Origin of the sequence: Streptomyces sp. BR123 (assembly GCF_013401435.1) — a bacterium.
Classification (GTDB): domain Bacteria; phylum Actinomycetota; class Actinomycetes; order Streptomycetales; family Streptomycetaceae; genus Streptomyces.
In genome coordinates, this window is sequence record NZ_JACBGN010000189.1 from 1 (window position 1) to 14,023 (window position 14,023).

A 14,023-nucleotide genomic window follows, 5' to 3' on the forward strand; every position below is an offset into this window, starting at 1 on the left:
GACCGGCGCCGGGCCCTTCGGCATGCCCTGGACGCCCGTCACGGTCTTGACTTCACCGCACCGCGATATATCGTGTTATTCGGAAGACGCGATATGTTGCGTGGCCGTGTCCGGATGCGCGGCGCGATGCGCGGCGCGCGTCCGTACGCAGAGGAGGAGCGACGCCATGACAGAGCAGAAGACGTGGTCGGTGGGCGAACCGCAGAAGCTCGTCTTCGACGAGCCGGTGACCGAGCTGCGCGTCCGCCTCGCAGGCGGCACGGTCAACGTCGTCGCCGACGAGGGCCCGGCCCGCCTGGAGGCGACCGCGGTCGACGGCCCGCCGCTGTACGTGGTCCAGGAGGGCGGTACGCTCACCGTCTCCTACGAGGACCTGCCCTGGAACGGCTCGCAGGGCTTCAAGAAGTGGTTCGAGTCCAAGCCCTGGAAGGCCTGGACCGGCTCCAACGAGGAGGGCCGCAAGGCCTGGGAGCGCAGCGCCGCCGTCACCCTCACCGTCCCCGCCGGCACCCGCGTGCGCCTGGCCGCCGTCAGCGCCGCCACCGTGGTCTCCGGCATCCGCGGCGGCACCGACGTCCACGGCGCCACCGGGGACGCCACCCTCGTCGGGCTGTCCGGCCAGGTCTCCGCGCACACCGTCTCCGGCAGCGTCGAGGCCCAGTCCGTCACCGGCGAGCTCGCCTTCCGCTCGGTCTCCGGCGGGCTGACCGTGGTCGACGGCGCGGACCTGACCGTACGGGCCGACTCGGTCAGCGGCGACATGCTGATCGACCTGGACGCCGACCCGGCGGCGCCCGGCGGCGTGGACATCGCCCTGAAATCCGTCTCCGGCCAGCTCGCGATCCGCCTGCCGCACCCCGCCGACGCGCGGGTCGAGGCCAACACCGCCACCGGCGGCGTCTCCAACGCCTTCGAGGACCTGCGGGTCTCCGGCCAGATGAGCGCCAAGCGGATCACCGGAACCCTCGGCGCGGGCACCGGCAGCCTGCGCGCCACCACCGTCTCCGGCTCCATCGCCCTGCTGCGCCGTCCGCCCGCCGACGCGCCGGCCGCCCCCCTCGCGCTCGACAAGAAGGTGCTCTGACATGCCGCCCGTCTTCGCCCACGGACGCCTCCGCCTCTACCTCCTCAAGCTCCTGGACGAGGCCCCGCGCCACGGATACGAGGTGATCCGCCTGCTGGAGGAGCGCTTCCAGGGCCTGTACGCGCCCTCCGCGGGCACCGTGTACCCGCGCCTGGCCAAGCTGGAGGCCGAGGGGCTGGTCACGCACGCCAGCGAAGGCGGGCGGAAGGTGTACTCCATCACCGACGCCGGCCGTGCCGAACTGGCCGACCGCGGTGGCGAGCTCGCCGACCTGGAGCTGGAGATCCGCGACTCGGTCTCCGAACTGGCCGCCGAGATCCGCGACGACGTCCGCGGCGCGGCCGGCGCCCTGCGGCGCGAGATGCGGGCGGCGGCGTCCGCCTCGGAGGCCCATGTGGAGGACGAGTCCTGGGCGGCGGCCAAGGAGGAGCTGCGCCGGGCCAGACAGGAGTGGAAGGAGCAGGCCCGCCGGGCGAAGGACGAGAGCCGCCGGGCCCGCGAAGAGGCCCAGCAGGCCCGCCGCCAGGCCAAGGAGGCGCAGGAGCGGGCCCGCGAGGAGGTCATGCGGATCGCGAGCCAGCTCCAGGAGCAGTTCGCGAAGTCCGGCGGTGTCCTGGGCACCCTGGCCGGCAGCTGGCTGGGAGGCGCCGCGGGCAGCCCGTCCGGCGCGTCCGGCACGACCACGTCCACCGCCACCGCGGACACCGACGGGGCCGCGGCCGCCGGCCCGCACCCGCACTGGGCCGAGGACCTCACGCCGACCGGCGAGACGGCCCGCGACCTCGACCGGCTCCTGGACCGCTTCCGCGACGACGTCCGCGACGCGGCCCGCGACCACGGCGTCAGCGGGGACCAGCTGGCCGAGGTCCGGGCCTGCCTGGCGGCCGCGGCCGACCGCATCGCTGCCGTCCTGAAGCCGTCCCGCTAGCGCTCGGCCGGTCACGACACCGCGGGCCGCTGGGGGCCGGTCGCGCAGTTCCCCGCGCCCCTGCGGGGCCGCCCCCGGCGTGCCCCGGCCCCCGTCCAGGCGGTCGGGCCCGCCTGTGGCCGAGCGCTCGGCCGGGAGGTCGTGGTGACACCGTGGGCCGGCGGGGGCCGGTCGCGCCGTTCCCCCACGCCCCTGCAGGGGCGCCCCCCCGGCGGGTCGCGTGGTTCGTCGCGTCCCTAAGGGGCCGTCTCCACTGTGGCGTAGGTGACGCCGTGGTCGGCCAGCACCTCGGCCGTCGTGCCCGGCCGGGAGAGCAGGGCGAGCAGCAGGTGCAGGGCGGTGATGTGGTTCTCGCGGCGGCCGAGCGCAATGCGCAGGGACCGTTCGAGGGTCTTCTTGGCGCCCTCGCCGAAGGGGACGTGGCGCCGCGCCGGCTCGGGGCGGCCGAGGGCCGAGCGCAGGGAGGCCCCCAGGGTCCGCCGCCGCGGTGCGGCCGAGGCCAGCGCGCCCGCCCCGTGGACCTCCTCGACGCGGGAGACGATCTCCGCGAGGTCGATCCCGAGGCCGGCGAGGGCCTCCTCGTCGGCCCGGGTCATGCCACCCCGGCTCCGGGCCGCGGCCAGGTCCGCGGCCACGGCGGCCCGGTCCACGCCGAGTGGGTCCAGTGCGCCCTGTTCCAGCAGCGCCCGCAGCAGGTGTTCCTCGGTGACCGTGGCGTCCCCGGACCTCCGGGCCTCGGCCACGGCGCCGGTCACGACGTCCCGGGCGTCCCGCGTGAAGCGTTCGAACATCAGGCCCTCCCGTGTTTCTTGTGCACGGCCTGCCGGCTGACGCCCAGCTCGGCCGCGATCTCCTGCCAGGACCACCCCTGTGCGCGGGCACTGCGCACCTGTACGGCTTCCAGCTGCTCCAGCAGCCGCCGGAGCGCGGCGACGGCGCGCAGGCCCACACGGGGGTCGCGGTCGCCGGCCCGCTCGGCGAGATCTGTGGCTTCGGTCATGCATGTCAATGTAGGTTGACGCCCTCGGGGTGTCAACCTACATTGACAAACGTGCGGCTGTAGCGGCTACACGGTCAGCACGACCTTGCCGAACAGGTCGCCCGACGCGAGCTTCTCGAAGCCCTCCCGGGCCCGGTCCAGTGGCAGCACCTCGTCGATCACCGGCCGCAGTCCGGTCGCCGCGCAGAACGACAGCAGGTCTTCCAGCTCGTCCTTGGAGCCCATCGTCGAGCCGACCACCTTGAGCTCCAGGAAGAAGATCCGGGTCAGCTCGGCGTGTGCCGGGCGGTCGCCGCTGGTGGCGCCCGAGATGACCAGCGTGCCGCCAGGGCGCAGGGACTTGACCGAGTGCGACCAGGTGGCCGCGCCGACCGTCTCGATCACCGCGTCCACCCGGTGCGGCAGCCGCGCGCCCGGCTCGAAGGCCTCCACGGCGCCCAGCTCCACGGCCCGCTTGCGCTTGGCCTCGTCACGGCTGGTCGCGAAGACCCGCAGGCCCGCCGCCTTGCCCAGGGCGATCGCCGCGGTGGCGACCCCGCCGCCCGCGCCCTGGACCAGCACCGAGTCGCCGGGTCGTACGCCCGCGTTGGTGAAGAGCATCCGGTACGCCGTCAGCCAGGCCGTCGGCAGGCAGGCGGCCTCCTCGAAGGACAGCTCGGCGGGCTTGCGCAGCACGTTCCAGGCGGGGACGGTCACCTGCTCGGCGAACGTGCCCTGGTAGCGCTCGGTCAGGATCGACCGGGGCTCGTCCGGGCCCACGCCGTGCCCGCTCTGGCCGATCACGGAGTGCAGGACGACCTCGTTGCCGTCCTGGTCGGTGCCGGCGGCGTCGCAGCCGAGGATCATCGGGAGTTTGTCCTCACCGAGGCCGACCCCGCGCAGCGACCAGAGGTCGTGGTGGTTGAGGGAGGCGGCCTTGACGTTCACGGTCACCCAGCCGGGGCGGGCCTCGGGGGCCGGGCGCTCGCCCAGCTCAAGGCCGCTCAGCGGCTGGTCACGGTCGATTCGGGCGGCGTAGGCAGCGAACATGCGGCGACGCTACCGCCCGGTAGTCCTGCGGGCCAGCCCTGACGGGCGTCCGGCCGGTGAGGCCTTCGTCGCACCGGCCGCCCCTCGAAAGGGTTCGACGGGGAGGGCGCAGCCGGGAACCGGGACGGTGCGCCGCTGCGTCCAGGACGGTGGTGAACAGTGGGCATCCGGATCGCGAACGGAACTGTCCGTCATGCACCCAACTACGGGCTGTACCTGTGGTCTTGACTTGCCGAAGACGCTAAGCGGAACGACAAGATCAGGCCTGGGGGAGGGGTAGTATTCAGGCCGGACAGCAGCTGGTCATGAGCCTGACATCCACTGCTCCTCCTCTTCCGAGGCTTGCCTCGCACGACTCGCCGACGCGGCGCGACCCCTCCCGGTTCGGGGGCGGGGAGGGTGCGCCCCGCGGGTGGGCCCGCACGTGAAGGGGCCCGGCCGGATCACTCCGGCCGGGCCCCTTCACGCACAGCGGTACGGTCAGCCCAGGCGGGCCACGCCGTCGGCCCTGGCCGCCGCCGCCACCGCGGCCGCCACCGCGTCGGCGACCCGCTCGTCGAACGGCGACGGGATCACGTAGTCGGCGGCGAGCTCGTCACCCACGACACCGGCGATGGCGTCGGCGGCGGCGATCTTCATGCCCTCGGTGATCCGGCCCGCACGGACCTTCAGGGCTCCCGCGAAGATGCCCGGGAAGGCCAGCACGTTGTTGATCTGGTTCGGGTAGTCCGACCGGCCCGTGGCCACGACCGCCGCGTACTTGTGCGCGACGTCCGGGTGGACCTCCGGGTTCGGGTTGGCCATGGCGAAGACGAAGGAGTCCTTCGCCATCGAGGCCACGGCCTCCTCGGGCACCGTGCCGCCCGAGACGCCGATGAACACGTCCGCGCCGGCCAGCGCCTGCTCCAGCGAACCCGTGATCCCCGACGTGTTGGTCAGGCCCGCGATCTCGGCCTTGACGTCCGTCAGGTCGCCCCGGTCGGCGGACACGACGCCCTTGCGGTCGGTGACGCACACGTCGCCGATGCCCGCGTCCACGAGGATCTTGGCGATGGCGATGCCCGCCGCGCCCGAGCCCGAGATCACGGCGCGCAGGTCGCCGAGCGTGCGCCCGGTGAGCCTGGCGGCGTTGCGCAGGGCGGCCAGCGTCACGATGGCCGTGCCGTGCTGGTCGTCGTGGAAGATCGGGATGTCGAGCGCCTCCTGGAGGCGGCGCTCGATCTCGAAGCAGCGCGGCGCCGAGATGTCCTCCAGGTTCACCCCCCCGAAGGAGGGCGCGAGGCGGACGACCGTGTCGACGATCTCGTCCGTGTCCTTGGTGGCGAGCGCGATCGGAACCGCGTCCACACCGCCGAACTGCTTGAAGAGGATGGCCTTGCCTTCCATCACGGGAAGGGAGGCCTCGGGCCCGATGTCGCCGAGTCCGAGCACGGCCGTGCCGTCGGTGACGACGGCGACCACGTTGGACTTCCAGGTGTACTCGTTCACCAGCTCGGGCTGCTCCGCGATCGCGGTGCAGACCTTTGCCACGCCGGGCGTGTAGGCGAGGGACAGGTCGTCCTTGTTCTGGACCGGCACCGTGGCCTGGATGGCCATCTTGCCGCCCCGGTGCAGTGCGAACACCGCGTCCGGGTTGTTGCCCGTATCGCTGTCGCTGCGAGGATTGACGATCTCCGCTGCCACTGTTCTGGACCCCTTAAGTCTTCTGTCGTTGAGGGTGGCCACTCCTGGTTAAGGGGTGGGCGGGCACCGCGTACGTACTCCGCATCGACGGTTGGCCCGTCTCCGCGAAGGGGAGGCTCGTACGCGCGGGGCGCGCCGCACGCGCGCCCTGAGCCCCGGGTGAGGGGTGTAAGGATCCGTTGTACCCGAAGAACACTCACCCGGACGAGTCGCTTCCCGCGCGACTGGAGGCCTCTTGTCCCGATTTCGGCGAAAGGTCCAAACGGGTCTGTCCAATTGGCGAGACGCACCGCAAATAGTCCATCAAAAAGGCCAGGTCACAGCCGTTCCTGCGGTCCACGGGCACGCTTCCCGCAGGCAACTTGGACACTCCGGGACACCCGTTATCCGATTTTGACCTGACGAACTGCCTGAATGCGTCAGTCCGAATGGCAAGATGCGGATTCACACGAGGTCGCGACACTCGAAGATGCGTGCCCGACCGCTCTCGCTTGCTCTCCCCAGTCAGCCGGAGGAACCAGCTCATGACCGCAAGCACCACCCGTCGTACGACCGCCGCCAGGTCCCGGATTGCCGCGGTCGGCGCGATCGCGGTCGCCGGCGCCCTGATCCTGACCGGTTGCGGTGACCAGACCGACAAGGCCTCCACGACTCCGTCGGGCCAGGCCGCGAACAGCTCCGCCCCGCTCTTCGCCAAGCTGCCGAAGAAGATCCAGGACGCGGGCGTCATCAAGGTCGGTACGGACGCGACCTACGCCCCGATGGAGTTCACCGAGGGCGGCAAGATCGTCGGTGTGGACCCGGACGTGGCGGCGGCCCTGGCCAAGCAGCTCGGCGTGCAGTTCAAGTTCGAGTCCGGCACCTTCGACACCCTGATCGGCAGCATGCAGACCGGCCGCAGCGACGTGGTCATGTCCTCGCTGAGCGACACCAAGGCCCGCCAGGAGGGTCTCGACGACAAGGGCAACAAGACCGGTGCGGGTGTCGACTTCGTCGACTACTTCTCCTCCTCCACCGCCCTCCTCGTCAAGAAGGGCAACCCGGAGGGCCTCAAGACCCTCGCCGACCTGTGCGGCAAGAAGGTCGCCGTCCAGCGCGGCACCACCTACGAGCAGGCCGCCAAGGACCTGGCCGAGAAGTGCAAGGCGGAGGGCAAGGGCGAGCTCGCCATCGAGTCCTTCCCGACCGACGCCGAGGCCCAGACCCGAGTGAAGGCCGGCGGCGCCGCCGCGGACCTGAACGACTCCCCGGTCGCCGCGTACATCGCGAAGACCGCGGGCGGCGGCAACGACTTCGAGGCGATCGCCGACCCGACCGACGCCGGCCTCTTCGGCATCGCGGTGGACAAGAAGAACACCCAGCTGCGCGACGCGCTGAAGGAAGCGCTGGACGCGATCATCAAGGACGGCACCTACAAGGCCGCCCTGGACAAGTGGAACGCGGGCTCCGGTGCCGTGACCGAGGCCAAGGTCAACGCCGGCCAGTGACCCTGCGGAGTACTCCCCTCGTACTTCGTTCTCCTTGCACCATCGAAGGGCAGTCACTGTGACTGACAAGCTCGACAAGGCCTCCGGCCCGGCGGACAACCCGCCGGCCGGGGCCGTCCCCCACGAGGCGATCCGCGCCATTCCGGTGCGCCACTACGGCCGGTGGATCAGCGCCGTGGTCGTCCTCGCACTCGCCGCGGCGCTCATCTACGCCTTCTCCCAGGGCAACGTGCGCTGGTCCACCGTGCCCGAGAAGATGTTCGACCCCACGATCCTCAAGGGTCTGGGCAACACCATCTGGATCAGCATCGCCTCGATGGCGCTGGGCCTGGTCCTCGGTGTCGTCTTCGCCGTGATGCGGCTCTCGAAGAACCCCGTGACCAGCACGATCGCCTGGTTCTACATCTGGTTCTTCCGCGGTACCCCGGTCTACGTCCAGCTCCTCATCTGGTTCAACCTCGCCCTGATCTTCCCGATCCTGAACCTCGGGTTCTACAAGGACGAGATGACCCAGGTCATGACGCCGTTCCTGGCCGCCCTGCTGGGCCTCGGCCTGAACGAGGGCGCGTACATGGCGGAGATCGTCCGGGCCGGCATCCAGTCCGTCGACGAGGGCCAGACCGAGGCCTCGCACGCCCTGGGCATGACCCAGACGCAGACCATGCGCCGCGTGGTCCTCCCGCAGGCCATGCGCGTGATCGTCCCGCCGACGGGCAACGAGTTCATCAACATGCTGAAGACCTCGTCGCTGGTCGTGGCCGTGCAGTACTTCGACCTGCTGCGGGCCGCCCAGGACATCGCGTCCACCTCGTTCGCGGTCATGGAGATGTTCTTCGTCGCCTCGATCTGGTACCTGGCCCTGACCAGCGTCTTCTCGGTCGGCCAGTACTACCTGGAGCGGCACTACGCCCGCGGTGCGCTGCGCACCCTGCCGCCCACGCCGTGGCAGAAGCTCAAGGCGAAACTCTCCCGCTTCTCGAACCGCAAGGCGGTGGCCTGATGACGACTGCCATGGTGAAGGCCGAGGGCGTCCACAAGTCCTACGGCGCTGCGCACATCCTCAAGGGCATCGACCTGGAGGTCGCCCCGCGTGAGGTGTTCTGCCTGATCGGACCCTCGGGCTCCGGCAAGTCGACCTTCCTCCGGTGCATCAACCACCTGGAGAAGGTCAACGGCGGCAAGCTGTACGTCGACGGCCAGCTCGTCGGCTACCGCCAGAAGGGCGACAAGCTCTACGAGCTGAAGGACAGCGAGGTCGCGGCGCAGCGCCGGGACATCGGCATGGTCTTCCAGCGCTTCAACCTCTTCCCGCACATGACGGCCATCGAGAACGTCATGGAAGCGCCGGTGATGGTCAAGCGCGAGTCCAAGTCGGTGGCCCGTGAGCGCGCGATCAAGCTGCTCGACCGGGTCGGCCTCGGCGACAAGGGCGGGAACTACCCCTCCCAGCTCTCCGGCGGCCAGCAGCAGCGTGTGGCGATCGCCCGCGCGCTGGCCATGGAGCCGAAGCTGATGCTCTTCGACGAGCCCACCTCGGCGCTCGACCCCGAGCTCGTCGGCGACGTCCTCGACGTCATGCGGGACCTGGCCGAGTCGGGCATGACCATGGTCGTGGTCACGCACGAGATGGGCTTCGCCCGCGAGGTCGGCGACAACCTCGTCTTCATGGACGGCGGTGTCGTGGTCGAGTCCGGCCACCCGCGCGACGTCCTGGGCAACCCGCAGCACGACCGGACGAAGGCGTTCCTCTCCAAGGTGCTCTGAGTCGGCAGCCGGCCGGGCTGCCGCCCGGCTCCCCGGGAGGGGCGGTACGGATCCCCGTACCGCCCCTCCCGGGTTTTGCGGGTTCTCGCCCTCCTGCGAGGGCTCCTACTTCAGACCGAGGACCAGCGAGTCGGAGGGGGAGCACCAGACCGCGCGCGCCTCGGCGAAACCGGCCTCGCGCAGGGTCCGGGCGTGCCAGGCCACGTCGGGGGTGTCCCCGTCGGCGTGCTCGCCGTAGATCTCGTAGCGGCGCCGGGTGGGCCCGGCGAGCACCGGGTCGGCGGCCGCCGTCGCCCACCACTCGGCCCAGTCCAGGGCTCCGGCCGCGCGGGCCCGGTCCGTGGCGGCGTGCCGCACGGCGCGGACGGCCTCGTTGATCCGCGGGGTCGAGGCGTCGGGCATGTGGTCGGCGTTCATGAAGACCCCGCCCTCCCGGACCAGCGGCGCGAGCTGCCGGTAGAGGGCACCGAGCTGCGGGCTGTGCAGCCAGTGCAGTGCGGTGGCCGTCAGCACGGCGTCGTACGTCCCGTGGGGGAGCGCCGCGCTCCAGCCGGGGTCCTTGAGGTCCGCGGCGACGAAGGAGACCCGCTCGTCGCCCTCGAAGTGGCCGCGGGCGATGGTCAGCAGCGCCGGGTCCAGGTCCACGCCCGTGGCGGTCGCTCCCGGGAACCGCTTGAGGACGCGGTCCGTGATACTTCCCGTACCGCACGCCAGATCCAGCACCCGGGGGGTGGGGCCGACGAGCGCCTCCAGCATGTCCAGCATCACGCGGAACCGCTCCTCGCGGTCCGGCATGTACGCCTCCTGCTGACGGTCCCAGCTGTCCTGCCAGGCCTGCCAGTCGGTCGTCGTACGAGTCAACGCGAACTCCTCCACCCGTAATACCCTCGAATACGCAGCAGCTGTTACCCGAGACCCTAATCCGCATCTGTAAGGACTACAAGTGGAACTGGCCCATTACTCGGACTTTGCGGTGCGCCTGGTCAACACCGAGGAGCCGGCCCGCAACAAGGACATGCTCACCTCGGTCGAGGCCGTGCGCGCCCTCTTCGGCGCCAGCACGCAGATGGCCCGCCGGGTCACCGACACCGACGTGACCCGCTTCCGCAACGTCCGCGGCAGGCTGCGCGCCGTCTTCGAGGCCGCCGACGGCGGCGACCACGTCCTCGCCGTCGACCTCCTCAACTCCCTGCTCATGGAGTTCCCGGTCAGCCCCCAGGTCTCCGGCCACGAGACCCTGGACGAGGACGGCACCCCCAAGTGGCACATCCACCTCGCCGACCACCCGTCGAACGCCTCCGCCGGCTACGCGGCCATCGCGTCCTTCGGCCTGGCGTTCCACCTCACCGAGCACGGTCCCGACCGCCTCGGCCTGTGCCAGGCGCCGCCCTGCCGCAACGCCTACCTGGACACCTCCACCAACCGCTCCCGGCGCTACTGCTCCGACCGCTGCGCCACCCGGGCGAACGTCGCCGCCTACCGTGCCCGCAAGCGGCTGGAGGCCGAGGCGTCCGCCCACAGCGGCCGCAGCGCCGAGACCGCCCAGGCCAGCCGCTCCCTCAGCGAACTCTGATCCTCCGGGCGCGGCCGGAACCGCAGCACCGCCGTCGCCAGCACCAGGTCCTCGGGCACCGCCCCGTAGTCGGTGCTGTCGCCGGTCTCGTTGAACGGGTTGTCCCCGAGCACCCACCAGCCGCCCGGCCGCCGCTCCACCGCCCGCTTCACCACCAGCAGGTCCTGCTGGAACGGGTGGCGCAGCACCACCACGTCACCCGGCCGGACGGCAGCCCCGTACCGCACCACCAACCGGTCGCCGTGCAGCAGCGTCGGCGCCATCGACGGCCCCGCCACCTCCAGCACCTCGAACCGGGAGCCGCCCCTGCCCGCCGTTCTGCCCGCCATCCCGACCTCCTCGCCCGCTGATCCTCACCGGGCATGCTGCCGCACCCTGCCGTACATTCGCTCACCACGGCGCGGCCCGCCTCGGACTTTTGTCCCAAGCCCCCGGGGCCGCTCGCGAAATACCCGTTCCCACGGAGTAATCTCCCCCCTGAGAAGACGATCACGAGGAGGAGAATCTCCATGCTTTCCCGCCTCTTCGCCCCCAAGGCGAAGGTCTCCGCCCACTGCGACCTGCCGTGCGGCGTGTACGACCCTGCCCAGGCCCGCATCGAGGCCGAGTCGGTCAAGGCCGTGCAGGAGAAGTACCAGGCCAACGAGGACGCGGATTTCCGCGCCCGCGCCATCACCATCAAGGAGCAGCGCGCCGAGCTCGCCAAGCACCACGTCTCGGTGCTGTGGAGCGACTACTTCAAGCCGCCGCACTTCGAGAAGTACCCGCAGCTGCACACCCTGGTCAACGACACCCTGAAGGCCCTCTCGGCCGCCAAGGCGTCCAACGACCCGGCGACCGGCCAGAAGGCCCTCGACCTCATCGCCGAGATCGACCGCATCTTCTGGGAGACCAAGGCCGCCTGAGGCACGCCTCCCCCCAGACGCCGGAGGGGCCCGACCGTCACCGGTCGGGCCCCTCCGTCGCAGCGGGGCCCGCGTACTCGCGCCGCAGGTCCCGCCGTTCTCACTCGTCCTCGTCGTCCTCGTCGTCCAGCCGCGCCAGCCACGTGGCCAGACGCTCCACCGGGACCTCGAAGTCCGGGTTCAGGTCGACGAACGTGCGCAGCTGCTCGGCCAGCCACTCGAAAGTGACCTCCTCCTCGCCGCGCCGCTTCTCCAGCTCCTCGATGCCTCGATCGGTGAAGTACAAGTCGGGCTCCGTGCCGTGATGAAGATGTGCATGCGGATGTTTCCCGCCAGGATAATCCGCATAACCGGCGAGACCTCCCCTACCGGCGGCCCCGGCGCTAGCCTGGAGTGCCTTTCCAATCGCGAGAGGGGCGGGGGATGTCAGACGCGCGCACCGGCGGCACCGCACGCGCTTACGAACTCCTCGAACCCCTCGTCCAGGCCGCTACCGTACGCGTCCACGCCGCCCCCGCCGGGTATGCACCCCCTGGGACCGGCCCCACCTGGGGCAGCGGCTTCTTCGTCGCGCCCGGCTGGGTCCTGACCTGCGCGCACGTCGTCGGCGAAGGGGGTGCTGCGGTGCGTCTCGTGGGACGTGAGCTCGGCATCACCTTCTCCTCCGGCCCCCGCACCACCGGGACCGTCACCGGCCGCGTCGAGTGCGTCCTGCCCGAACGGCTCGAAGAGCGCCGGCCCGCCCGCCGCGCCCTGTGGGACCTCCCCGACCTGGCCCTCGTCCGCGTCCTCGCCCCCGTCTCCCACGCCTGCGTACGCCTCACCGACCGCGCCCGGCCGCGCCTGGACGAGGTCGCCTACTTCGGCTGCACCGAGGACCTCGGCACCCCCGAGATCACCGGCCGCACCACCCGCCTGCGCGGCACCGCGGCCGGCGGGGCCGCCCTGCGCCTCGGCGACGACGACGAGATCGAACCCGGCATGTCCGGCGGCCCCGTCGTGGACCTGGCCTCCGGCGAGGTCGTCGGTGTCGTCAAGGCCCGCCGGCACACCGGCGGCGGCGGACTCGCCGTCTCCGTCATCCAGCTGCGCACCCTGCCGCTCGCCGCCACCGGCCAGGTCGGCCTCTACCGCCGCGTCATGCAGGCCCACGACCTCTACCACTACGACCAGCACCTCAGCGACCTCGACACCCGCCGGACCTGGACCGACCTGCACGGCGAACTCGGCGCCCTCGGCGCCGCCCGGGCCACCGCCGGCCCCGGCGCACTCCCCGGCACCGCAGACCCGTACGCAACGGCCGGCCGGCTGACCCCCGCGGAGCGCACCACCCTGTGCGGACTGCTCGCCGAACTGCCGCCGCCCCCCTCCTCCGAAGCCGTCCGGGCCCTCGTCGAGGCGGCCCGCGGCGAGGAACCCGACCCGGCCCTGCCCGCCCCGCTCAGCTGGCGCGACGGCCTCGGCATGCTCCACGACCCGCCCGGCGGCGCCGGTGAGGCCGCCGCCATGCTGCGGTACGCCACCGACGTCAGCGTCGCCGACTTCCGCGAGCCCCCCGCCCCCGGCGCCGACGAGGAGCTGTGGGACTGGGTCCGGGCCACCGCCGAACGGCTGTGGCGGCCCCTGCGCCGGGAACTCGGCGAACGCCGCGACCAGGGCCTCGCCGAACGGGAACGCCGCCGCCGCGCCCGCGCCGCGCACGGTGCCCCGGGCCACCACCAGCACGGCCGCACCGCCGGCACCCTGCCCCAGGGGCCCTCCGTCCTGCTGGAGGCCTGGGCGCACGGCTGGGAGGACGTCTACGACTGGCGCGTCTCCGTCCTGGCCGGACCCGCCCATCCCGGCCGCCTCACCCCGGTCGGCTCCGGTGTCCGCGCCACCCGCGCCGGACTGCCCGAAGCGGTGCGCGACGCCCTCGCCGAGGCCTTCCGCCGCTGCGACACCCACGAAGCGGCGGCCGTCCTCGAAGTCGCCGTGGCCCCCGAACTGTTCGGACTGCCCGTCGACGCCTGGATCCTGACCGGCCGGGTCCCGCTCGGCGTCCAGCGTCCCGTCGTGCTGCGCCACCCCGCCGGAGGGGACGGGGCGCATCCCGCCGACGCCGACGCCGCCCACCGCAGGGCCGACCGCTGGGCCCGTGTCCAGGCCGGGCCGCTGCTGGACGAGCGCGCCGACTGCGCCCGCGGCCGGCCCCGCACCCCGTCCGCCGCCTGGCTGGACGGACTCGCGGACAACACCGTGCCGGTGCACTGCCGGGCCGCCGACGCCGAACCCACCCGCGGATCCCTGTACGCGGTCCGCGACGCCGGATACGGGGTGGCCGTCACCCGGCGGCCCCCGGACGACCCGGGGGAGTCCTGCGCGCCGTTCCACCGCGGACTGCGCGAGGAGCTGACCGAGGCCGGGCGGGGTGCACCACTGCCGGTGCGGCTCCAGGCGCTGCGGGCCCGTGCACACGGCGCGGACCCCGACGCCTGGTGGGCGAACGGGATGGCGCTCGTCTGGGAGGACCCGGCCCGCGCCCTGCCCGAGGAAGAGCCGCTGCAGGGGGACCTGTGACGGGCGGGAGG

Annotated in this window: 15 protein-coding genes; 8 read left to right on the plus strand and 7 right to left on the minus strand. The window is 72.1% G+C overall.

Annotation, left to right across the window (positions count from 1 at the left end):
* The first annotated feature begins 166 nt into the window (after positions 1–166).
* Both HYE82_RS24935 and HYE82_RS24940 read left to right on the plus strand, forming a co-directional pair.
* The gene (locus tag HYE82_RS24935) at positions 167–1,084 is read left to right on the plus strand and encodes a hypothetical protein (protein ID WP_179176393.1); all 918 of its coding nucleotides are present in this window, start codon (positions 167–169) and stop codon (positions 1,082–1,084) included.
* A 1-nt stretch (position 1,085) separates the two neighbouring features.
* Positions 1,086–2,012 carry a PadR family transcriptional regulator gene (locus tag HYE82_RS24940; RefSeq protein WP_179176394.1) on the plus strand — a complete coding sequence of 309 codons (927 nt, stop codon included), beginning with the start codon at positions 1,086–1,088 and terminating at the stop codon, positions 2,010–2,012.
* Between the two features lie 236 nt (positions 2,013–2,248).
* Here the strand turns inward: HYE82_RS24940 and HYE82_RS24945 are convergent, their stop codons facing one another.
* The 4 genes from HYE82_RS24945 to HYE82_RS24960 form a co-directional block, all read right to left on the minus strand.
* Positions 2,249–2,803: a Clp protease N-terminal domain-containing protein gene (locus HYE82_RS24945; protein ID WP_179176395.1), complete on the minus strand. Its 555-nt coding sequence runs from the start codon at positions 2,801–2,803 to the stop codon at positions 2,249–2,251.
* Positions 2,803–3,012, minus strand: coding sequence for a helix-turn-helix domain-containing protein (locus HYE82_RS24950; protein WP_054220957.1), 210 nt, complete (start codon positions 3,010–3,012; stop codon positions 2,803–2,805). Before HYE82_RS24950 ends, HYE82_RS24945 begins: the two co-directional genes overlap by 1 nt.
* Before the next feature lie 66 nt (positions 3,013–3,078).
* Entirely contained in the window at positions 3,079–4,041 is a 963-nt protein-coding gene (locus HYE82_RS24955) for a zinc-binding dehydrogenase (protein ID WP_179176396.1), read from the minus strand.
* A gap of 480 nt (positions 4,042–4,521) precedes the next feature.
* Positions 4,522–5,724 (minus strand): NADP-dependent malic enzyme, encoded by a 1,203-nt coding sequence (locus tag HYE82_RS24960; protein WP_179176397.1) that lies wholly within the window; start codon positions 5,722–5,724, stop codon positions 4,522–4,524.
* A gap of 524 nt (positions 5,725–6,248) precedes the next feature.
* Here HYE82_RS24960 and HYE82_RS24965 point away from each other — a divergent pair.
* Genes HYE82_RS24965 through HYE82_RS24975 form a run of 3 tightly spaced genes read left to right on the plus strand, consistent with a single transcriptional unit; the run spans position 6,249 to position 8,975 of the window.
* Positions 6,249–7,211 (plus strand): ABC transporter substrate-binding protein, encoded by a 963-nt coding sequence (locus HYE82_RS24965; RefSeq protein WP_179176398.1) that lies wholly within the window; start codon positions 6,249–6,251, stop codon positions 7,209–7,211.
* Between the two features lie 58 nt (positions 7,212–7,269).
* The gene (locus HYE82_RS24970; protein WP_179176399.1) at positions 7,270–8,211 is read left to right on the plus strand and encodes an amino acid ABC transporter permease; all 942 of its coding nucleotides are present in this window, start codon (positions 7,270–7,272) and stop codon (positions 8,209–8,211) included.
* The gene (locus tag HYE82_RS24975) at positions 8,211–8,975 is read left to right on the plus strand and encodes an amino acid ABC transporter ATP-binding protein (protein WP_306439628.1); all 765 of its coding nucleotides are present in this window, start codon (positions 8,211–8,213) and stop codon (positions 8,973–8,975) included. The genes HYE82_RS24970 and HYE82_RS24975 overlap by 1 nt, the downstream gene beginning before the upstream one ends.
* Positions 8,976–9,080: 105 nt before the next feature.
* On the opposite strand, the gene HYE82_RS24980 is transcribed toward HYE82_RS24975, so the two are convergent.
* Positions 9,081–9,770, minus strand: coding sequence for a trans-aconitate 2-methyltransferase (locus HYE82_RS24980; protein ID WP_179176404.1), 690 nt, complete (start codon positions 9,768–9,770; stop codon positions 9,081–9,083).
* Between the two features lie 148 nt (positions 9,771–9,918).
* Here HYE82_RS24980 and HYE82_RS24985 point away from each other — a divergent pair, with 148 nt between their 5' ends.
* On the plus strand, positions 9,919–10,548 hold the full coding sequence (locus HYE82_RS24985) for a CGNR zinc finger domain-containing protein (RefSeq protein WP_179176400.1): 630 nt from the start codon (positions 9,919–9,921) through the stop codon (positions 10,546–10,548).
* On the opposite strand, the gene sodX is transcribed toward HYE82_RS24985, so the two are convergent.
* Positions 10,452–10,877 carry a nickel-type superoxide dismutase maturation protease gene (gene sodX / locus HYE82_RS24990; RefSeq protein ID WP_179176401.1) on the minus strand — a complete coding sequence of 142 codons (426 nt, stop codon included), beginning with the start codon at positions 10,875–10,877 and terminating at the stop codon, positions 10,452–10,454. The genes HYE82_RS24985 and sodX overlap by 97 nt on opposite strands.
* A gap of 180 nt (positions 10,878–11,057) precedes the next feature.
* Between sodX and sodN the strand changes: the two genes are divergently transcribed.
* Positions 11,058–11,453: a superoxide dismutase, Ni gene (gene sodN, locus HYE82_RS24995; protein WP_048475438.1), complete on the plus strand. Its 396-nt coding sequence runs from the start codon at positions 11,058–11,060 to the stop codon at positions 11,451–11,453.
* Between the two features lie 100 nt (positions 11,454–11,553).
* Here sodN and HYE82_RS25000 read toward each other — a convergent pair whose 3' ends face one another.
* The gene (locus HYE82_RS25000; protein ID WP_010061466.1) at positions 11,554–11,739 is read right to left on the minus strand and encodes a DUF6104 family protein; all 186 of its coding nucleotides are present in this window, start codon (positions 11,737–11,739) and stop codon (positions 11,554–11,556) included.
* Positions 11,740–11,876: 137 nt separating this feature from the next.
* On the opposite strand from HYE82_RS25000, the gene HYE82_RS39070 reads away from it, so the two are divergent.
* A complete protein-coding gene (locus HYE82_RS39070) occupies positions 11,877–14,012 on the plus strand; it encodes a trypsin-like peptidase domain-containing protein (protein ID WP_179176402.1) in 2,136 nt (711 codons plus the stop codon).
* The last annotated feature ends 11 nt before the right edge of the window (positions 14,013–14,023 follow it).